A 20,552-nucleotide genomic window follows, 5' to 3' on the forward strand; every position below is an offset into this window, starting at 1 on the left:
GAAATAGGCATTCTGATGTGAGCATCATGTTTTGAGTGTTGTTTTATAATTTCATAGCGTAAATTATCTTTGGCTCGCATCAGCCAATGACGGCTTTCTGTTTGGGAATGCCAATTGATGAGAAAATTAGCGGAGAAATAAGCGCGATCAAATAAAGTGATACTTTGAGCAGGCGCTTTAAGTTGACTGGCTAAAGTCAGTTCTCCCTGATCCATACTGCCGAGTTGAGCATCGATGATTTCATGCGTATTGGTATTCACCAAGCAGGTTGCCCTCACTTGAGGATAAGGAGCAGAAGCGTTTTTACCTTTCGATGAGCCAAAGTGATTCAAGTTTTCTTGTGTATGTGGCATAGACCAGACAATACCATCAACTGCACATATACGAAGACCATGAAAATCTGAATGTTGTTGCTGTGAATCCTGAAACCATGCTTGGCTAAGCGTGGAAAACAGTGCCTGCAAGGGCTCCAATCCCAAACGTTGTCGAGCTTGCACAGATGCACTGGGAACACAATATTGCGTTGTACCAAAGACAAGTTGCAACTGTTGAACAACATACCAAATGGGTTGATCTCGAAATAAGGCAAGACCAATCACCAGCCATACCACATGTTCAGCAGGGAGTTTTCTCTTTCGGATAGATGCCTTGCCTGTTTCTTTTAAACAAGCTTCGATCCAATTTAAATCAATGAGTTCATTGAAATGTGAGAGTGAGGGTAATGTTTGTTGGAGTGTTAAATCTAAATGATGTGATAAATTCATAAAAAAAATGAGTGTATTTGCATACACTCATTTTTACAGCAATTTGCATTTTTTTGCTTAACTGACTGGCATTAGCTCTAAAGCGGGTTTTCTTTTTCAAAAAAGATCAGATTAACCAATCAATTTCTTCATCAATTCATTGACTTGTGCAGGGTTAGCTTTACCTTTTGCAGCTTTCATCACTTGACCGACAAGACCGTTAAAGGCTTTCTCTTTACCAGACTTGTATTCTTCAACCATTTTTTCATTGGCTGCAAGCACGTCTTTAATAATCGCTTCAATCGCGCCTGTATCAGTTTCTTGCTTCAAGCCTTTTTCAGCAATAATGGCATCGGCAGTTTTGCCTTCTTCCCACATAAAGCCAAAGACTTGCTTCGCGATTTTGCCGTTAATGGTGTTGTCCACAATACGTGCAATCATGCCGCCAAGTTGCTCAGCAGACACAGGAGAGTCAGCCAAGTCCAAGCCTGCTTTGTTGAGCGCACCTGAGAATTCACCCATCACCCAGTTGGCTGCAATTTTACCTTGAGCCGCACCGCCTGCCGCTGCAACGACTGCCTCATAAAAGTCAGACATTTCACGAGAAAGTGTAAGGACATGCGCATCGTACTCAGTCACGCCAAAGTCAGCGACAAAACGTTCACGACGTGCCGCAGGTAACTCAGGCATGGTGGCTTTAATCGCTTCGATTTGCGCATCTGGAATAACCACAGGCAACAAGTCAGGGTCAGGGAAGTAGCGGTAATCGTTCGCTTCTTCTTTAGAACGCATTGAACGCGTTTCCATTTTCACAGGGTCGAACAAACGTGTTTCTTGATCTACCGTGCCATCCCATTCCAAAATTTCCATTTGGCGTTCAATTTCAACATTGATCGCTTGCTCAATGAAACGGAATGAGTTGAGGTTTTTCAATTCACAGCGCGTACCAAACGGCTGACCTGGGCGACGTAAAGACACGTTACAGTCGGCACGGAACGAACCTTCTGCCATGTTACCGTCAGAAATACCGAGCCAACGCACTAAAGTATGAATCGCTTTAATATAGGCAACCGCTTCTTCAACCGAACGCATGTCTGGCTCAGACACGATTTCAAGTAAAGGTGTGCCTGCACGGTTCAAGTCGATGCCTGACATGCCTTCAAACTGGTCATGAACAGATTTACCTGCATCTTCTTCAAGGTGGGCACGGGTCACGCCAATACGTTTGACTGTGCCATCTTCAAGTTGAATGTCGATATGACCCAAGCCCACAATCGGGTTGTCCATTTGGCTAATCTGGTAGCCTTTTGGCGAGTCAGGGTAGAAGTAGTTCTTACGGGCAAACACAGAGGCTTGATCGATGTAAGCATCAATCCCCAAACCAAAGCGAATCGCTAGATCGACCACTTCTTTATTCAATACAGGCAAAACCCCTGGCATTGCCAAGTCAACCAAACTCGCTTGAGTATTTGGGTCTTGACCAAATTCAGTCGATGAACCTGAGAAGATTTTAGATTTGGTGGCAAGTTGCGTGTGAATCTCAATCCCGATCACCACTTCCCAACCATCAATCAGGTTTGATTTAGCTGATTTTGGGGATTGTTTTTGAGCTTGTGCCATTATGCATTCTCCTCAGCAATCGCCGCACGTTGGGTGTGGAAGTCAGTGTTTTGTTGGTATTGATGCACAATCGACAACAATTGTGATTCTGACCAGTAATTACCAATCAACTGTAAGCCGACAGGCAAGTTGTGATCATCTAAACCGACAGGTGCGTTAATCGCAGGCAGACCCGCCAAGTTCACTGCAAGGGTGTACACGTCACCCAAATACATTTCGGTTGGACTAAGGTTTGCACCGATCTTATAGGCTGTGGTTGGTGCAGAAGGCGCAGCAATCACATCAACCTGTTCAAAGGCTTTTAAGAAATCTTGCTGAATTAAGCGACGAACTTTTTGTGCTTTGACATAGTAGGCATCGTAATAACCCGCAGACAGCGCATACGTCCCGATCAGGATACGACGTTTGACTTCTTCACCAAAACCTTCCGAACGTGAACGCTTGTACAAGTCCATCAAGTCCACAGGGTTTTCACAGCGGTAGCCGTAGCGTACGCCGTCATAACGTGACAAGTTTGAAGATGCTTCAGCAGGTGCAATCAAATAATACGTTGGCACATAAGCCTCAACCATATTCAGGTCAACTTCGACCAAAATCGCGCCCATGTCTTCAAGTTTCTTTAATGACGCTTCAACACGTGCTTTCACGTCAGCGGCTAAACCTGCAACATTGAAGTACTGTTTAGGAATACCAATGCGTAAACCTTTGACAGAGGTTGCATTGAGATTCACGACATAATCATCAACGTCTTTCTCTACAGAGGTTGAGTCTTTGGCGTCGTGACCTGCAATCACATTCATCAGGTAGGCACAGTCTTCCGCCGAACGTGCCATTGGGCCTGCTTGGTCTAAAGATGAAGCGAACGCAATGATCCCGAAACGAGAGACGCGACCATAAGTTGGTTTTAAACCTGTCAAACCACAAAATGATGCAGGTTGGCGAATCGAACCGCCTGTATCTGTTCCTGTGGCAAACGGTGCAAGGTCAGCCGCAACCACAGCAGCAGAACCCCCTGAAGAACCCCCTGGTACATAGTCCAAGTTCCACGGGTTTTTGGTTGCGCCGTAGTATGAGCTTTCAGAGGTTGAACCCATGGCAAACTCGTCCATGTTCACTTTACCCAAAGTCACGAGACCCGCGGCTTTGGCTTTGCTCACTACAGTGGCATCGTAAGGTGAAATGAAGTTGTCGAGCATTTTTGAACCTGCAGAAGTGCGAACACCTTGGGTACAGAAAATGTCTTTATGCGCCAGTGGAATCCCTGCAAGGACAGAAGCATTGCCTGCTTGGATGGCAGCATCGGCAGCATCGGCTTGGGCAAGTGCCAGTTCAGGGGTTACCGTGACATAACTTTTAACCTGAGCATCAATTTTTTCAATACGCTTTAAATAATGTTGTGTCAGTTCGCGAGAAGAAAATTGGCGGCTTTGCAAACCTTCTGACAATTCGCGAATAGAGAGGCGATGTAAATCAGTCATAATTTAAAATCTAGTCTAGAAATGGCAGCCGAGCTGATTTTTGTGAAAAGCGCCACAAAACTGCCAAAATTTACAAAATGAAACAAAGATTATTCGATCACACGAGGAACTAAATACAAGCCATCTTGGGTTGCAGGTGCAACGGCTTGATATTCTTCACGGTGGTTGGTTTCAGTCACTACGTCAGGGCGTAAAGGCTGTGGATGATCAAATGGACTTTTTAATGGCTCAACACCAGTAGTATCAATGCCTTTTAAGGTTTCCATCATGCCTAAAATTTTATTTAGACTTTGTGCGTACTCAGCAGATTGCGTATCATTGAACGATAAACGTGCAAGATTGGCAATTTGTGATACGGTTTGAGCATTTAGATCTGAATGCTGAGCATCCGATGTAGACATAACATCACCTTGTCAGTATCAAAAAATTTCAAAATATCGCGCTATATGATAAGCGATTGACTTGTTCAAATCATCACATTTAGTTAAAGTTGCGACCTTGCGTCCACATTTGTAAAAACTGAGTACGACCCGTGATTTTAAAACGACTAATTGGCTTGTTTTCGCCAGATCTTGCGATTGATTTAGGTACAGCTAACACACTCATTTATGCACCAGGACGGGGCATTATCTTGAATGAACCGACGGTGGTGGCAATCCGTCACAGTGGTTCACAAAAAATTGTTGCAGCCGTAGGTCTAGATGCGAAACAAATGCTAGGTCGTACCCCTGCCAATATTTCTGCAATTCGTCCGATGAAAGATGGTGTGATTGCAGATTTTGAAGTCACCGAAACCATGTTAAACCAATTTATTGGTAAAGTGCATGAAAAACGTTTATTCCCACCAGCGCCGCGTGTTGTTGTCTGCGTGCCATGCAAATCTACACTGGTTGAACGCCGTGCGATTCGTGAGGCAGTTTACAATGCGGGTGCCCGTGATGTTCGCCTGATTGAAGAGCCTATGGCAGCAGCGATTGGTGCTGGTTTGCCAGTTGAGCAAGCATGTGGTTCGATGGTGGTCGATGTAGGTGGTGGTACGACAGAAATCGCCATCATTTCTTTACAAGGTTGTGTTTACGCAGATTCTTTACGTATTGGTGGTGATGTCTTTGATGAACAGATTATTAATTATGTTCGTAAGGCACACGGCTGTGTGATTGGTGAAACGACTGCTGAACTGATTAAGAAAGAAGTCGGTATGGCGATTGCCGATGAAAACACTGAAAAGTTGGAAATCGAAGTGCGCGGTCGTAACTTGGCTGAAGGTGTACCCCGTTCGATTACCGTGACTTCTGACGAAGTGATGCAAGCGATTGCTGACCCTCTACAAAGCATCGTCAGTGCGGTAAAATCTGCACTTGAGCAAACCCCTCCTGAACTTTCATCCGATATTGCTGAGCGTGGTATTGTATTGACGGGTGGTGGCGCATTGCTTCGCAACTTAGACAAACTATTGGCACAAGAAACTGGCTTACCTGTGGTTGTGGCTGAAGATCCTTTAACTTGCGTAACACGTGGCGGTGGAAAAGTCCTAGAATTCTTTGACAATCCAAACCATGACATGCTTTTTGTAGGATAAAATAGGACAGGGCGGTGCAACCGAACATCTTTTCAAGACAACCGCCATCTTTTCGCTCATTTATTATTGCGGTCATTACCTGCCTACTTGTGCTTTTCTTTGATTGGCGCATGCCGCATGTAGTACAACCTGCAAGGGATGTCTTGTACGCGGCATATAATCCGATATATGCCATTGCAAGCTATCCTGTCATGTCGCGAGAGTGGTTGAATCAACAAACCAAGTCTGAAGAACAGCTGCGTCGTGAAAATACGGCAATGCGCGCAGAGTTGTTACAAGGACAAGTACGCCTGCAAAAACTCTCTGAACTTTCAGCAGAAAATACCCGCTTGCGCGGTTTGCTTGATACACCTTTAATTATTGATGGTCGTATGGAAATTGCTGAAGTGATTGGCACGGATGCGGATCCGCTACGACATATTATCGTGATTAACCGTGGTCAAGCCGATCACTTATATCAAGGGCAGACGGTCTTGGATGATCACGGCATCATGGGGCAGATTATTGATGTCTACTCGCATAGTGCCCGTGTGTTATTACTTTCCGATAAAGAAAGCTCACTGTCGATTCGTATTGAGCGGACAGGGATGCGTGCCATTGTGTCTGGTACAGGTGACTCAGGTGTATTGCAGATGCAATATGTCCCAACTAGTGCTGACCTCATGGTGGGTGACCGTGTTTATAGCTCTGGTTTAGGTGAGCATTTCCCAGCAGGTTATCTGGTGGGGATTGTGTCTAAAATTCAACGGCATAATTCAGGTGAATTTGCTCAGATTGATGTTGCACCTGCAGGTCAACTGGCGGGTGGACATTATGTCGTGGTGCTATTTTCTGACTCTTTAGCGAAGGAGCAACCTTATGCTCGTCGCTAATTATCGTCCTGAAAAACCGCGTGATCCCTTTATTTGGATTGTAATTTCAATCTTGCTAGCCTCTGTGCTGACGGTTTATCCGTTAGCTTATGACTTGTCTGCATGGCGTCCGTTTATCATGTTGTTGGTCATGCTGTTTTGGGTGTTGTGTCAGCCGACATGGTGTGGCGTATGGTTTGCATTTGGTTTGGGGATTTTTACAGACCTTTTGCTCGATGCACCACTTGGGCAAAGTGCGCTGATTTATGTCGTCATTACTTTTGTGGCACGCTATTTTATTCGTGAACGACGAGTATTGACCTTTTTAAACCTATGGATTATCGCGATTATGGCAATCGTGGCCTATTTGGTTTTTATTTGGGCAACTCAAGTCATGCTAGAAATTAATTATCCAGTCATGCGCCGTTGGCCACCCTTGATCAGCAGTGTTTTGGCTTGGCCTGTGTTATATTATTTCTTAAGAAAATGGCGCATTTAATTTTAGCTTCGAGTTCACCTCGTCGCCGAGAGTTGTTGTTACAGCTTGGCTTGACGTTTGAGGTGTTTAGTCCTGAAATTGATGAAAGCATACTGCCAGATGAAAACGCTGAGCAGTATGTTGCACGTTTGGCGAAAGCAAAAGCATATGCCGTATTGAAACGTTTTCCAAATGCGACTGTCATTGCCGCCGATACAACAGTTTCAGTCGATGGTGAAATTATTGGAAAACCACAGTCAAAGGCACATGCCTTTGCAATTTGGCAGAAACTCTCAGGACGTTGTCATGATGTTTTGACAGGAGTGTGTGTTGCAAATGCAGAAAATGCTCTGCATCGAGTTGTGCAAACACAAGTTGAGTTTCAGCAACTCGCGCCACATGATATGGAAAATTATTGGGCAACAGGGGAACCTGTAGGGAAAGCAGGTGCTTATGCCATACAAGGACAAGCAGCACAGTATATTCCCCGTATTTTGGGAAGCTATACCAATGTGGTTGGCTTACCTTTACATGAAACCATTGAGCTATTAAAAGCGATTGATGCATTAAACTAATCGCTGACAAGAATTCTTATAATGTTTTGGGCTTATTATGTCAGATGAATTGCTGATTAATGTGACGCCGATGGAATGCCGCGTTGCATTAATTGAAAATGGAACAGTCAACGAACTGTTTGTTGAACGTACAGTTAAACGTGGTTTAGTTGGCAATATTTATAAAGGTAAAGTAGTTCGTGTTTTACCGGGTATGCAAGCGGCTTTTGTTGACATTGGTTTGTCAAGAACGGCATTTTTACATATCAATGATATGGTCTGGCCACGTAATCAACCCACGCCAAATGTCTTTGATTTACTTCAGCCTGGACAAATTTTAACAGTTCAGGTCATGAAAGACATGTTGGGCACGAAAGGTGCTCGCCTGAGTACCGATCTCTCGATTCCTTCACGTTACTTGGTGCTGATGCCATTTGGAAGCCATATTGGGGTTTCACAGCGAATCGAGTCAGAGCAAGAACGTGATCGTTTACGCAGTCTGATTGAAAAAATTCAGAAAGAACATCAACTCCCTGGCAGCGTGATTGTGCGTACTGCGGCAGAGGGGATTGATGAAGCTTCAATTGCCCAAGATATGAATTATCTGGCAAAGCTTTGGGAATATATTCAGCGTAAGCAAAAAATCATTGCAGTACCTTCACTGATTTTTGAAGAATTACCTCTTCATCAACGGATTGTGCGTGATTTGGCATCCGAATCGACCAGTAAAATTTATATCGATTCACGTGAAATTCATGCCAAGCTCAAAGACTTTATTCAGGAGTTTATGCCTGAAATGCAAAGTCGCCTGATTCATTATCCAGGTGAGCGTCCTTTATTTGACTTGTACAATGTTGAAGAAGATATTCAAAAAGCTTTGCAGACGCGTGTAGCACTCAAATCTGGCGGTTATCTGATGATTGACCAGACTGAAGCCATGACCACGATTGATGTCAATACAGGCTCTTATGTGGGTGGTCGTAGCTTAGAAGACACGGTCTTTAAAACCAATATGGAAGCCACCCAAGTCATAGCGCGTCAGCTCCGTTTGCGTAATTTGGGTGGCATTATCATTATTGACTTTATCGACATGCAGGAAGCAACGCATCGCGATGAAGTCATGAAACAGTTTGAGCGCATGCTTGAGCGTGATCATGCCAAAACGAAGATTACTCAAGTCTCTGAACTTGGGCTTGTGGAAATGACCCGTAAACGTACGCGTGAGTCTTTAGAGCATTTGCTGTGCGAGTCATGTCCAACCTGTCAGGGGCGTGGTTTTGTCAAAACAGCAGAAACCGTGTGTTATGAAATTTTCCGTGAAATTTTACGTTATGCCCGTGCTTATCAGTCACAAGCAGGTTTTACCGTGGTTGCACATCCATTAGTGATTGATAAATTGTTAACAGCCGAAGCACCCGCAGTGGCCGATTTAGAGCATTTTATTAACCGAGTTATCAAATTTCAGGTGGAAAACCTCTATACGCAAGAGCAATACGATATCATTCTCAGTTGATTTTGTAACAGAATTTCGCATAAGCCTTGTTACAACTCGCTGTTTACTTTCATTATGCATTTACCAATACTATAACCTTAGTCAGTAGCCAAAGACCTTCAGTCTTAGCCAGATGGGGAGTTGAAAATGCATATGAGAGAAGACAACAACTTGACAAATCATACCCAACCGAACCAAGAGCATCGTCCTGTAAAAAATGACTGTTACATGGTCGATGAGCATGGTAAAGAAGTTCAGATCACCACTTCAATGGTGCAAGATATCTGTATTCAATTGCTTGAACAGTGTCGTACAGTGAGAAGTTAAAATAAAAGGGCGAATTGTACGCCCTTTTATTTGATATTAACCCACCTGTTTTAAATGTGGCTGATGATGTGATTCATCCTGTGTGACAGGTTTTATTCTAATACTTTGTTCATAGCGTTGAATTTCTTGTTCAAGCAACATCAGTAAGCTTTGTACTTTCGGCAAAGTATTGCGACATGCCACAATTCCCACTTCAAGTTTATCCAAATAGCTGGTCAGCGTAATATTGAGTGCTTGTCCATCAAAGACGACTGAAGCAGGGTAAAGCGCTTCGAGTTTTGCACCATTCCAATACAATGGCTCACGTGGGCCGGGAACGTTGGAAATCACCAAGTTAAATGCCTGATGCTTAGGTCTTAAACCTGAGATGATATTTAACCCTGCTGCAGCGTAAACAAAAGCACTATAGCCCAAAATTTGCTCTTGGGTCATGCGTTTGAAGCGAGCTTTGGAGCGGCTTACACTGCGAGAAATGATTTTTGCACGTTCAATTGGATCACTGATATGCGTTGCTAAATTGGCAAGAATCATGGTGATACGGTTGCTGGTATCTGAGTCATCGGAACGGATTGAGGTGGGTACCATGGCAATGAGTGGTTTCTCGGGCAGGCTATTTAAACTGAGTAAGTATTCCCGAAGCGCCCCTGAACATACCGATAAAATCACATCATTGAGCGTGATGTCTAGAACTTTAGCAATATGTCGGAAACGATTTAAGCTAAAAGACTGTGCTGCAAAGCGACGTGAGGCACTTACTCTTTGATTTAAAATGCTCGCAGGAGCTTGAAAGCTTGAAACATAGTCAGGGTCATGGCGACGGTCATGTACAACTTGGGTCAGTTCATGGTAGATGCCTGGCACAATATTCATTTGCTGTTTTAAATGGTTGAGTTTCTCGCTCAGACGAAGAATTGGATTTTTCTTTTCATGAGGTGGGCGACGTTTTTCAATACACCATGGCGGCACAATACTATGAATATTTGGGTCTTTGGCAAATGATTTTTCCATGAGGCGCATACTGGCGACACCATCGACCATGGCATGGTGGATTTTAAAGTACATCGCAAAACGATTGCCTTCAATTCCTTCAATGATGGTGCATGTCCAGAGGGGTTTCGCACGATCAATTAAAGTACCATGTTCTTGTGAAATATAAACCAATAGCTCACGAATACGCCCTGGATGAGGCAGTGCGATATGACGAAAATGATGATCAAGATCAAAATCTTCATCTTCATCCCAAAATAAGCCATCAATTTTGTTGTTGAATGGCGCAATCGGTTTGCATTTTGAGTTGCGAATGTCTGCAACCAAATCCTGAATAAATGTGGATGGTGAGTTTTTGGGAATTTGGAATAGGAACAGTCCTCCCACATGCATAGGCTGCTGTCTTTTCTCTAGAGATAAAAAAATAAAGTCGATTGGGTGTAATGGTCGCATTACCTTGTGCCTCACTGCCTATGCGTGTATATCAGTATATGACTGATAGTCATTCTATTTTTGCTGACTTTTGTTATAAGTATAAACACTACGGATTGAAAAACTAGTCATACATCCGAACACACAGTATAAATAAAAAAACCACTGCAGAGCAGTGGTCAATATGTAAGGAATACTGCGACAAATTACTTTAAGTTACCTGCATGTAAGCCACACTCTTTGTGGGTGGCTTCTTCCCACCACCAGCGACCTTCGCGTTCGTGCTGGTTGGGAAGCACAGGGCGAGTACATGGTTCACAGCCAATTGAAATAAAGCCACGTTCATGTAGTGAATTGTATGGAATTTCCATCATACGGATATAGTTCCAGACATCGGCACTTGACCAGTTTGCCAGTGGATTGTATTTAATCAGTTGTTTATTTGGACCTGAGAAGCCAGCATCGGCTTGAATCACAGGGATTTCATTTCGTGTACCTGGGCTTTGGTCTTTGCGTTGACCTGTAATCCAGCCATCAAGCGTTGCCAGTTTTTTGCGAAGAGGCTGAACTTTGCGAATGCCACAGCATTCTTTGTGATCATCTTGATAAAAACTGAACATGCCTTTTTCTGTGACCAGTTTCTGTACTGCTTCAGATTCGGGGAAGCAGATTTCAATATCAATTTTATAAAATTTACGAACAGCTTCGAGGAACTGGTAAGTTTCTGGGTGTAGGCGTCCAGTATCTAAGCTAAATACACGAAATGGCTTACGCAGGCGATAGGCCATGTCAATCAGCACCACATCTTCTGCACCTGAAAAAGAAATGGCAACTTCACCTTGTTGGTTTAAAGCAAGCTCAAGAATTTCACTTGGTGATTTATGGGTATATTCGGCAGCAAGTGCATCAATAAGATCAATAGATGGAATGGTGTTGGTCATGGTTATTCCTGGCTGTCAGCTTGGAGGCTCATTAATAAGACAGAGATAAAGTGAAAATGATGTAAAGTAAAGCATAAAATGTAGCGATCAAGAAAAAGTAAATACTTATAAGTAAAATCGATTTCAGTAATATCCTTCCATTGATGCGATCTTCAGGTATGATACTCAAATTTTAAACAACTCACGACACAGAGAGTGCACATGGAAATAGTTTGTCTTGATCTCGAAGGGGTATTGGTTCCAGAAATTTGGATTAATTTCGCTAAAAAAACAGGGATTAAGGAATTAGAAGCCACGACACGTGATATTCCCGATTATGACGTGCTGATGACCCAACGCTTAAATATTTTAAAACAACATGGTTTGGGTTTACCTGATATTCAGGCCGTAATTGCGGATATGGGACCTTTACCTGGTGCAAAAGAATTTGTTGAATGGGTGCGTACTCATTTTCAACTGATTATTTTGTCAGATACTTTTTATGAATTTGCGCATCCTTTAATGCAGCAATTGGGCTGGCCAACGATTTTTTGTCATAAGTTGGAAACAGATGAAAATGGTTTAATTACAGATTATAAATTACGCCAACCTGATCAAAAGCGTGAAGCTGTCAAAGCATTACATGGTCTGAATTTTCGAGTGATTGCTGCGGGCGATTCATATAATGATACCACCATGTTGGGTGAAGCAGATCATGGCTTCTTATTTGATGCACCTGATAATGTGATTGCAGAATTTCCCCAGTTCCCCGCAATTCATGGTTATGAGCAATTAAAACAAGCGATTCGATCTGTATCGCAACGCAGTATTCCTGAGTAACTTAAAAGGCGCATTTAGCGCCTTTTTTCGTTGTGATTGAGTTAAAACAAACTAAAATAGTCAACTTTTGATACTGAATCAGGTATGCCATTTTTAACTTGGCGCTATAATAAGCCTGCACATTTATTCTTCAAATTTTAGCAATTTCTATGTCTATCTCTACACAACCAGCGCAGCAAGGAAGCTGGATTAGTGTTATTGCACTCGCTTTAGCCGCTTTTATTTTTAATACCACTGAATTTGTGCCTGTTGCTCTCTTGAGTGATATTGCACATAGCTTTCATATGCAGGCTGCTGAAGTCGGTATTATGCTCACCATTTATGCTTGGGTTGTGGCTTTAGCATCTCTACCGATGATGCTGATTACCCGTAATATGGAGCGTAAGGCTTTATTATTGTCAATTTTTCTGTTGTTTATGATGAGCCATCTGCTTTCTAGTATTGCCAGTAACTTTATGATTTTGCTGATCAGCCGAATTGGGATTGCATTTGCACATGCCATTTTCTGGTCCATTACAGCCTCTCTCGCTGTTCGGGTTGCACCTGTTGGGAAAGGGGTTCAGGCATTGGGTTTACTGTCTACAGGAACCGTGCTGGCATTGGTGCTGGGAATTCCTTTTGGGCGCGTGGTGGGTGAGTTATTTGGTTGGCGCAATACCTTTGCACTGATTGCAGCTTTGGCACTATTAACTATGTTGGTGCTGGCGACAACACTGCCAAAATTACCGAGTCAAAATTCGGGTTCATTGAGCAGCTTACCTGTACTCATGAAGCGTCCTGCATTGGTACTTCTGTATTTGGCAACGATTGTGGTGATTACAGCACAATTTACGGCTTATAGTTATATTGAACCCTTTACACTACATATTGCGCATTTTCAATCAACTCAGACCACAGCAATTTTATTGATTTATGGCGGTTCGGGTATTTTAGCCTCGATTTTATTTAGCCGCTTTAGCCGAAAATTACCACGAACTTTTGTGCTGGCATCTAGTTTGGGTATTAGCATTTCTATGTTGCTGCTTTTACCCTTTGCATCTCATGTCATGAGTTTAATGGGCTTAACCGTGTTATGGGGCATTGCCATTATGAGTTTTGGCTTGTCTTTACAATCACGTGTATTGCAACTGGCATCCGATGCCACGGATGTTGCCATGTCGCTCTTTTCAGGACTCTATAATGTCGGAATTGGTGGTGGAGCATTACTCGGTAGTATCATTAGTCTGCATTATGGCTTGCAGTCAATTGGTATGGTGGGCGGCTGTCTAGGCTTACTCGGTTGTATTCTCTGCTTTTTAATGGTGAAGCGTCCTGATTTTATCTCAGCACCTTCAAATCAATAAGCCACAGTACGCGTAAAGAGCAACGGTTCAGTTCCTAAATTGGCATAGCGATAGGGAACTGAACTGGCATAAACAAAGGATGAACCTGCACTGAGTTGGTGTTGTACTTTGTCTAAAGTCAGCGTTAGGGTGCCGTGTACTACATATAATAATTCACTCCAGCCTTGTGGGTCGGCTTCGGCTTCATAGGCTTCACCACTTGCCAAAGACCATGTCCAAAGCTCAACTTGCTGCTGTGCGGGTGCAGAGCAGTTGAGTTCTGCAAAACTTTTACCATTGGTACTTTGCCATGTTTTGACTTGATGAATATGTGGATTTTTTGCCACTGGTGAACTGACCAATTCAGCAAAAGAAACATCTAACACACTGGCGATTGCAGCCAGTTTGGTTAGGCTAATGTTCATTTCTCCAGACTCTAAACCTGCGATGGTACGTCGACTGACACTGGCAAGGTCAGCCAATTGTTGCTGACTGAATTGATGCTGTTCGCGTAAGCGTTTCAGGTTGTCACTGACATATTCCAAAATTCCCTGTTGTGTCATGTCATTTTACCGTTGAGCTGTCTGCGAAAGAGCGCAGTTTAGCACAGTTGTGTAATATATTGCACAAAAGCCGAATTACTTATATGATGTGCAATATATTGCACAATCTAGATTCTGTCATGTCAAAATCATTCATACAGCGTTATGCGCCACAGTTATCCTTGATTCTCATCACCATTGTTTGGGGGGGGACTTTTTTGGTGGTACAACATGCACTGACGGCAAGTTCACCGATGTTTTTTGTGGGTTGTCGTTTTGCCGCAGCAGCAAGTATCATGTTGTTATTGTCTTGGAAATTGCTCAAAGGCGTGACTCGACAGGATGTGGTCGCAGGAGCGGGTATTGGTTTAATGATTGCGATTGGCTATGGGTCTCAAACGATTGGTTTAAAAACGATTTCAAGTAGTGAATCGGCATTTTTAACTGCGTTGTATGTGCCGATGGTTCCGATTTTACAATTGCTGATTTTTAAAAAATATCCAAAACCTATGATGTGGTGTGCAGCAGTATTGGCATTTGTGGGCTTGGTACTTTTAACAGGCAATGGTTTTTCGTCTATTCAGTTAAATTCAGGTCAAGTTGTGACTTTATTTGGTGCAGTGGCAATTGCCATGGAAATTATTTGGATTGGGCATTTTGCGGGGAAGGTCAATGCACAGCGTGTCACCGTGATTCAGCTTGCAATTGCATCATTATGTGCCTTTATCAGCATGCCTGTGCTTGGAGAAACACATATTCCTGCTTTTAGCTGGACATTATGCCTTACGGCTATTGGTATGGGTTTGGCAAGTGCGATGATCCAACTCACGATGAATTGGGCACAGCGTTCGGTTGATTCTGCACAAGCTGCGATTATTTATGCAGGGGAACCTGTGTGGGCGGGGATATTTGGGCGTTTAGCAGGTGAGCGTTTGGGTATTATGGCTTTGCTTGGTGGATTGTGTGTGGTATTTGGCGTGATTTTGAGTGAAATGAAGTGGACTCGTAAAAAGAAGTCTAAGGTGGTGTGTGAAGATGTTTGATGAAATAGGTTTTGAAATGTTATTTACATCTCACTATTTTATCAAAGCCAAGCTGTTTTTTTCAGCCTACTTTTTGAAACACTAGCTATTTTTTATTATTGTTTGATATAAGCTAAAAGATACAGAGTTAATTGCATGTGCTTACGCTTAGCAACATACAACAATCAATGGAGCCACTGAAAGTGGGTATGAACCATTTTATACAGCAATCTAAATTTATATTACTGACTATTACCATTTTATATAATGCTGCTACTTGTGCCCAAACTTTGAGCTATACACAAGCAGAGCAATATATTCTTCATAATTCATATAGTACCCAAGCTAGTCAGGCGTTGCAACAGGCTTCACAATTAGAAGCCACTGCGCTAAAGGGGTTGGGATTGCCTCGGGTTGAGTTAAATGTAAGAGCTTATGCTTATCATCAAGAATTGGAAGTACCACTCGGCGGAATAAAAAATAATTTAGAACAGACATTAAGCAATAACGTGAATCAAAAAGTTGATCAATGGTTAGGAGGAAGTTCGAATACCGCTGTCATAAAAGATGAAATCGGTCAAAGTATTCAAGACGGTGTCGGATTAATTCCGAATGCATATCAGCTCAACTTAGATAATCAAGTTGTACAACCCACTATTTCGATGGTGATCCCGCTTTATACAGGCGGTTTAATCAGTTCAACTAAAGAAATGGCGAAAATTAATGCGGACCGCCAACAATTAAATGATCAGCAACAGCAAGATTTACAGCGTTTTGAGTTAATACAGGTATATTTCAATAGTCAATTACAGCAGCAGCTTTTAGCAGCCAGTCAGTATAATTTAAAAGCCTTACAAGGACATTACCAAAATGCGTTAAAACTAGAACAACAGGGCTTTATTAGCAAAGGTCAACGCATGCAGTTTGAAGTGGCAAAGAATAATGCGGAACGTGGTTTGCAAAACAGCGAGGCAAATTATCGTTCAAGTTTATTTCAATTGAATAATCTACTACAAAATAGTCAAATTAGGGACTTAAGCACGCCTTTATTTGTGAATAAAACGCCATCTACTTCGTTAAATACATTATTAAAAAGCTACCCTGAACAATCAGTACTGATTCACAAGATGCAAAAGGACATTCAACTGGCGAATGCTCAAGTTAAAATTAAAAGCGCTGCGACCAAACCTAATGTTTTTGCTTTTGGAGAGTATGGTCTAGAAGATAACCCTCACTGGATTGTAGGTGTTGCTATTCGCTACAATTTATTTTCAGGTGTAGATCATAAAAAAAGTATTCAAGCTGCAGAGTTACAGCGTTATGCGGCTGAGTTGATGACTGCACGAAGTAAGCAAGAGATTGAAAATCTAATATATAAATCTTATAGTGAAATGCTTAGTGCTCAACAAAGTGATATCTTGCTCCAGCAAAATTTAAAAGCTGCCCATGAAAACTTAAGAATTCAAGAACTATCATTTAAAGAAGATATGGTCACAGCTAACCAAGTTATTGACGCACAAAATATGTTAAGTGGTTTAAAAGCAGAAATGGCATTAAATGCGTACAAATATGTAATGTCACTGGCTACTTTATTGCATAGTCATGGTTCGATTGCTCAATTCTCAGAATATCTGACCCAACCTAACACACATTATATTAATTAATGATGATGAGATAATTGCAGTGAATCTAGATCAGAAACAGTCGAATCAGGAAGACAAAATGTCTGAACGGTCAGAGAATCAATCCTCAACAGCAAATTCAGCATCAGAACAGCGAACCGTTATCCAGCAACAAATGAATAATGAGGTTGAAAATGATGATATGGCGTTAGAGCGTGAATCAGTTGACGCTTCAGAAACCGCTAAAGATCAGGCGAAAGCCATAAAGCCTAATTCGACAAAATCTAGAAATTTAAAAATAATTGCGATAATAGTGCTGATTTTATTGCTCGGTTTAATTGGTTTTGGGCTTTGGAAAAGTTATCAGCCTCAAGAAATTGAACTTCAAGGGCGTGTGGAGGCGGAAACAATACATGTGAGCACCAAAGTTCCGAGTCGTATTGAAGAGCTTTATGTACAAGAAGGGCAGGTTGTTAAAAAAAATCAGCGATTAGTTCGACTTTGGAGCCCTGAAGTTTCAGCCAAAAAACAACAGGCTTTGGCAAGTCTACAGTCAGCACTGGCCCTTCAATCTACTGCTACACGCGGTTCTCAGCAAGAAAACATTGACAGCTTGTATGCGAACTGGCAAGCCTTGAAAGCACAGGAAGTATTAGCCAATACGACCTTTCAACGGAGTACAAATTTATTTCGGGAAGGGGTGATTTCTAGGCAACGCCGTGATGAAATTCAAGCAGCTGCCACTTCAGCATCTCAGATGACTGAAGCAGCTTATCAACAGTATGCACGTGCTAAACGCGGTAGTACGCCCGAACAAAAATCCACAGCAGACGCACAAGTAAAAATTGCAAAAGCGGCAGTGGCAGAAGCAAATGCATTAGAAGCAGAAACTCAATTGAATGCCCCTGTAGATGGTGTTGTTTCTAAAACCTATGGCAAAGTTTCGGAACTTATCGCTATGGGAGTACCTGTGGTGAGTATTATTCAAAATGATGTTTGGATAAGTTTAACTGTTCGTGAAGATCAATATGCAGATCTTTATCAGCTCAAACAATTACAAGGCTATGTCCCTGCGATTGATCAGTATATGCTGTTTAATATCAAAAATATTGATGCAGAAGGTGAATTTGCCACCATTAAAACGACTCGTCAAACGGGCGGTTATGATATTCGTAGTTTTAAAGTACATTTGGTGCCTGCCACGCCAAATCCTAATTTGAAAGTAGGTATGAGCGTGCTCTTTAAATTAAATAAGGCACACTAATGTTTGCGGGTTTTTTTCGAGAGTTAGAATATTTAATAAATCACAAATGGGATTTGAGTTTAGTTACCTTTGCGCCATTGGTAATTATACTCGTATTCAGTAGTATGTTTTATCAGGGCAAACCTGAACATTTATCAATTGCTGTTGTCGATCAAGATCAGAGCGAACTTAGTCATCAAATTAAAAAATATCTTGCCTATCAGTCTACGGTACATATTGAGCTTGTTACTCAAAATCTAAGTGATGCAGAACAAAAGTTGAACCAAAATAAAATATGGGGCTATGTGGTTATTCCTGCTGGTGCAGAGCAACGTTTGGTTCACGCTGAAGATGCGCAAGTTGGTATTTTTTTTAATCAAAGCTATTTTAGTGTTGGTAATAGTATCTCTTCGGCAATGTTTGTGAGTAGTCTGGAGGGGATTCAAGACTATATCGGAAAGCATTATTTAGTTCACCATTTACCTGAGCTGGAATTACCGACTGCTACCGTAAAAATCTCACCTTTATATAATCCAGACTTGAATTATGAGTTCTATTTAGAACCTTATATGATCCCAGCAATTTTGCATTTATTACTTTGCTGTTGTGTTGCATTTTCTGTTGGACAAGAGTTTAAATTTAAAACCACCGCTACCTGGGTAATGGGCGGGGCTGCATGGAGTGCTTTAATAACAAAAAATTTAATTTATGTCTTTATTTTTAGTTTCTGGACTTGGCTATGGATGTTCTGGCTGATTGAAGTACGGGGGTGGTTTGTTCTAGGGCAGCTTTGGGTGATTATTTTTGCACAAGTTTTATTGTATTGTGCCTATGCATTTATAAGCAGTGCAATGGTTTTAGCCACTCAAAACTTAAGTAAAACTTTTGGTCTGATTGCTGTTTATGGTGGATCATCACTAAGTTTTGCAGGTGTGACTTTACCTTTAAATAATGCGCCATTATTTACTCAAATTTGGGCCAATATTATTCCATATACATCTTATGCAAAATTGCAAACACAGCAGTGGGTTGTGGGTAGTCCGCTTTCGACTTCTCTTCTGTCATTTTTTATTTTAATCTTATATGTGGTAGTGTATTTTATTTTGGCGCTGTTTCTGCTTAAACATCGGCTTAAGATGGAGCAAAAATGAAACTATTTTTTAAATATTATATTAAAACTTTTAAAGATATTTTTGCAAATTCAGCGATTTTTACCACCCTTATTTTATCTGTATTTTTATATAGTTTCTTTTATCCTACCGCATATAAAGCACAACATGCTGAATTTTTACCTATTGTAATTGTAGATGAAGAACGTAGTCCTCTCACTCAGCAGATTATACAGGAGGTGGGTAAAAGTCCGAATGTTAGAATTAAAACCATCACAGGAAACTTTGCTGAAGCCGAAAGCTTGATTAAACAACAACAGGTAGATGGTATTTTATTGTTACCAAATAACTTATCAAATAGTATTCTGCGCGGTGATGTTGGTGGAGTTGGTCTATATTTAAGTGCTGCTAACTTTCTAAAAACGAAGCAAATAGGCTTGGGTTTGGCACAGTCAATTGAAAGTGTGCTAATCACACAAACTGAAAGGTTTAGAGAAATTTCAGATTTTTCTCCTGTTCTATCTGTCCATCAAATTCCATTATTTAATACAACTTCAGGATATGGTAGTTATATTTTTCCTGCAATTGCTCCTCTAATCATTCATCAAACCATTCTTTTGGGTTTAAGTATGCTTATAGCAACTTATAGGGAATGTGGCTGGCACCCGAGAAAAACTGAAGTATTTGGAATATTCACTGCTATTTTAAGTATAGGGTGTTTAGGGTGCTTTTATTTATTCGGTTTTACTTTCTGGCTCTATGATTATCCTCGTGGAGGTAATTTTGAGGGAATGCTATTCGCTGTTCCTATTTATATTGGTAGTGTAATTGGCTTGAGCTTTTTAATCGCCAGTTATTTTGATATGCCTGAACGTGCTGGACAAGTTTTAGTTTTTACTTCTATTCCATTGTTTATGCTATCAGGAGCGGCTTGGCCACATGCAGCTATGCCACTTTGGATGCAATATTTTGCCAATATATTTCCTTCAACTCAAGCTATTCAACTGTTTATACAGTTAAATCAAATGGGCGTTAAAACTTCAATTGTTTTGCCTAAATTAATTTATTTGTTAGGGTCCGGTAGTGCTTTCTTGTTTTTAGGAGTTTGGCGAATTCGTAGTTCTAAGAATGTCAATTCTCCTAAAAAATAATTGAGTTTAAAAGTAGAAAATCGAATAATCTTGATTTAAGGAGATTTTCTATGAAAACGGCTTTGTTGCACAAAAAATTTGCAACTGACTGATTTTAAAAGTTTTGTGTAAAATATAGTCAAACTACTTTATTATTCATACAAGATTCGAAAAAAACTCGAAATAACTCATCGACTGAGTCGATCAACCATTCTTTACGCTTACGTTTAACCCATGCCCACATCTGTTCTATAGGATTTA

The 20,552-nt window shown here is 41.4% G+C and carries 20 protein-coding genes; 13 read left to right on the plus strand and 7 right to left on the minus strand.

Translation table 11 applies throughout. The annotated features are described in order from the left end of the window. The 4 genes from GBN19_RS11500 to gatC all read right to left on the minus strand — a co-directional run. Positions 1-764: IS4 family transposase (locus tag GBN19_RS11500; RefSeq protein ID WP_151778236.1), on the minus strand; the 764-nt coding region annotated here is incomplete at its 3' end. Positions 765-875: 111 nt separating this feature from the next. Next, the gene (gene gatB / locus GBN19_RS11505) at positions 876-2,363 is read right to left on the minus strand and encodes an Asp-tRNA(Asn)/Glu-tRNA(Gln) amidotransferase subunit GatB (RefSeq protein ID WP_151778237.1); all 1,488 of its coding nucleotides are present in this window, start codon (positions 2,361-2,363) and stop codon (positions 876-878) included. After that, entirely contained in the window at positions 2,363-3,841 is a 1,479-nt protein-coding gene (gene gatA, locus GBN19_RS11510) for an Asp-tRNA(Asn)/Glu-tRNA(Gln) amidotransferase subunit GatA (RefSeq protein WP_151778238.1), read from the minus strand. Before gatA ends, gatB begins: the two co-directional genes overlap by 1 nt. Positions 3,842-3,930: 89 nt before the next feature. After that, positions 3,931-4,242, minus strand: a complete 312-nt coding sequence (gene gatC, locus GBN19_RS11515) for an Asp-tRNA(Asn)/Glu-tRNA(Gln) amidotransferase subunit GatC (protein WP_151708938.1) — start codon at positions 4,240-4,242, stop codon at positions 3,931-3,933. 131 nt (positions 4,243-4,373) lie between these two features. On the opposite strand from gatC, the gene GBN19_RS11520 reads away from it, so the two are divergent. The 6 genes from GBN19_RS11520 (at position 4,374) to GBN19_RS11545 (ending at position 9,122) form a co-directional block, all read left to right on the plus strand. Further along, positions 4,374-5,420 carry a rod shape-determining protein gene (locus GBN19_RS11520; RefSeq protein ID WP_151778239.1) on the plus strand — a complete coding sequence of 349 codons (1,047 nt, stop codon included), beginning with the start codon at positions 4,374-4,376 and terminating at the stop codon, positions 5,418-5,420. A 14-nt stretch (positions 5,421-5,434) separates the two neighbouring features. Further along, a complete protein-coding gene (mreC, locus tag GBN19_RS11525) occupies positions 5,435-6,292 on the plus strand; it encodes a rod shape-determining protein MreC (protein WP_151708940.1) in 858 nt (285 codons plus the stop codon). Then, on the plus strand, positions 6,279-6,770 hold the full coding sequence (mreD, locus tag GBN19_RS11530; RefSeq protein ID WP_151708941.1) for a rod shape-determining protein MreD: 492 nt from the start codon (positions 6,279-6,281) through the stop codon (positions 6,768-6,770). The genes mreC and mreD overlap by 14 nt, the downstream gene beginning before the upstream one ends. Next, positions 6,758-7,324 carry a Maf family nucleotide pyrophosphatase gene (locus GBN19_RS11535; protein ID WP_151778240.1) on the plus strand — a complete coding sequence of 189 codons (567 nt, stop codon included), beginning with the start codon at positions 6,758-6,760 and terminating at the stop codon, positions 7,322-7,324. The genes mreD and GBN19_RS11535 overlap by 13 nt, the downstream gene beginning before the upstream one ends. 37 nt (positions 7,325-7,361) lie before the next feature. Beyond that, positions 7,362-8,816, plus strand: coding sequence for a ribonuclease G (gene rng / locus GBN19_RS11540; protein WP_151708943.1), 1,455 nt, complete (start codon positions 7,362-7,364; stop codon positions 8,814-8,816). Between the two features lie 126 nt (positions 8,817-8,942). Continuing rightward, positions 8,943-9,122 carry a PA1571 family protein gene (locus GBN19_RS11545; RefSeq protein ID WP_151778241.1) on the plus strand — a complete coding sequence of 60 codons (180 nt, stop codon included), beginning with the start codon at positions 8,943-8,945 and terminating at the stop codon, positions 9,120-9,122. Positions 9,123-9,158: 36 nt separating this feature from the next. Here the strand turns inward: GBN19_RS11545 and GBN19_RS11550 are convergent, their stop codons facing one another. Both GBN19_RS11550 and GBN19_RS11555 read right to left on the minus strand, forming a co-directional pair. Further along, on the minus strand, positions 9,159-10,562 hold the full coding sequence (locus GBN19_RS11550) for a WS/DGAT/MGAT family O-acyltransferase (RefSeq protein ID WP_151778242.1): 1,404 nt from the start codon (positions 10,560-10,562) through the stop codon (positions 9,159-9,161). A gap of 185 nt (positions 10,563-10,747) precedes the next feature. After that, entirely contained in the window at positions 10,748-11,482 is a 735-nt protein-coding gene (locus GBN19_RS11555; RefSeq protein ID WP_151708946.1) for a phosphoadenylyl-sulfate reductase, read from the minus strand. A 201-nt stretch (positions 11,483-11,683) separates the two neighbouring features. Here GBN19_RS11555 and thrH point away from each other — a divergent pair, with 201 nt between their 5' ends. Next, positions 11,684-12,301, plus strand: a complete 618-nt coding sequence (gene thrH, locus GBN19_RS11560; RefSeq protein ID WP_151708947.1) for a bifunctional phosphoserine phosphatase/homoserine phosphotransferase ThrH — start codon at positions 11,684-11,686, stop codon at positions 12,299-12,301. A gap of 149 nt (positions 12,302-12,450) precedes the next feature. Continuing rightward, positions 12,451-13,644, plus strand: coding sequence for a sugar transporter (locus GBN19_RS11565; RefSeq protein ID WP_151778243.1), 1,194 nt, complete (start codon positions 12,451-12,453; stop codon positions 13,642-13,644). On the opposite strand, the gene GBN19_RS11570 is transcribed toward GBN19_RS11565, so the two are convergent. Next, positions 13,638-14,186: a helix-turn-helix domain-containing protein gene (locus GBN19_RS11570; protein ID WP_151778244.1), complete on the minus strand. Its 549-nt coding sequence runs from the start codon at positions 14,184-14,186 to the stop codon at positions 13,638-13,640. The genes GBN19_RS11565 and GBN19_RS11570 overlap by 7 nt on opposite strands. A gap of 119 nt (positions 14,187-14,305) precedes the next feature. Between GBN19_RS11570 and GBN19_RS11575 the strand changes: the two genes are divergently transcribed. From GBN19_RS11575 to GBN19_RS11595, 5 genes are all read left to right on the plus strand, one after another. Then, positions 14,306-15,208: a DMT family transporter gene (locus tag GBN19_RS11575; RefSeq protein WP_151778245.1), complete on the plus strand. Its 903-nt coding sequence runs from the start codon at positions 14,306-14,308 to the stop codon at positions 15,206-15,208. Positions 15,209-15,396: 188 nt separating this feature from the next. After that, the gene (locus tag GBN19_RS11580; RefSeq protein WP_151778249.1) at positions 15,397-16,851 is read left to right on the plus strand and encodes a TolC family protein; all 1,455 of its coding nucleotides are present in this window, start codon (positions 15,397-15,399) and stop codon (positions 16,849-16,851) included. A gap of 58 nt (positions 16,852-16,909) precedes the next feature. Continuing rightward, positions 16,910-18,073: an HlyD family secretion protein gene (locus GBN19_RS11585; RefSeq protein WP_151778246.1), complete on the plus strand. Its 1,164-nt coding sequence runs from the start codon at positions 16,910-16,912 to the stop codon at positions 18,071-18,073. After that, positions 18,073-19,203: an ABC transporter permease gene (locus GBN19_RS11590; RefSeq protein WP_151778247.1), complete on the plus strand. Its 1,131-nt coding sequence runs from the start codon at positions 18,073-18,075 to the stop codon at positions 19,201-19,203. The genes GBN19_RS11585 and GBN19_RS11590 overlap by 1 nt, the downstream gene beginning before the upstream one ends. After that, complete coding sequence (locus GBN19_RS11595) at positions 19,200-20,312, plus strand: ABC transporter permease (protein ID WP_151778248.1); 1,113 nt, start codon at positions 19,200-19,202, stop codon at positions 20,310-20,312. Before GBN19_RS11590 ends, GBN19_RS11595 begins: the two co-directional genes overlap by 4 nt. The last annotated feature ends 240 nt before the right edge of the window (positions 20,313-20,552 follow it).

This window comes from Acinetobacter brisouii (genome assembly GCF_008993995.1).
Classification (GTDB): Bacteria; Pseudomonadota; Gammaproteobacteria; order Pseudomonadales; family Moraxellaceae; genus Acinetobacter; species Acinetobacter brisouii_A.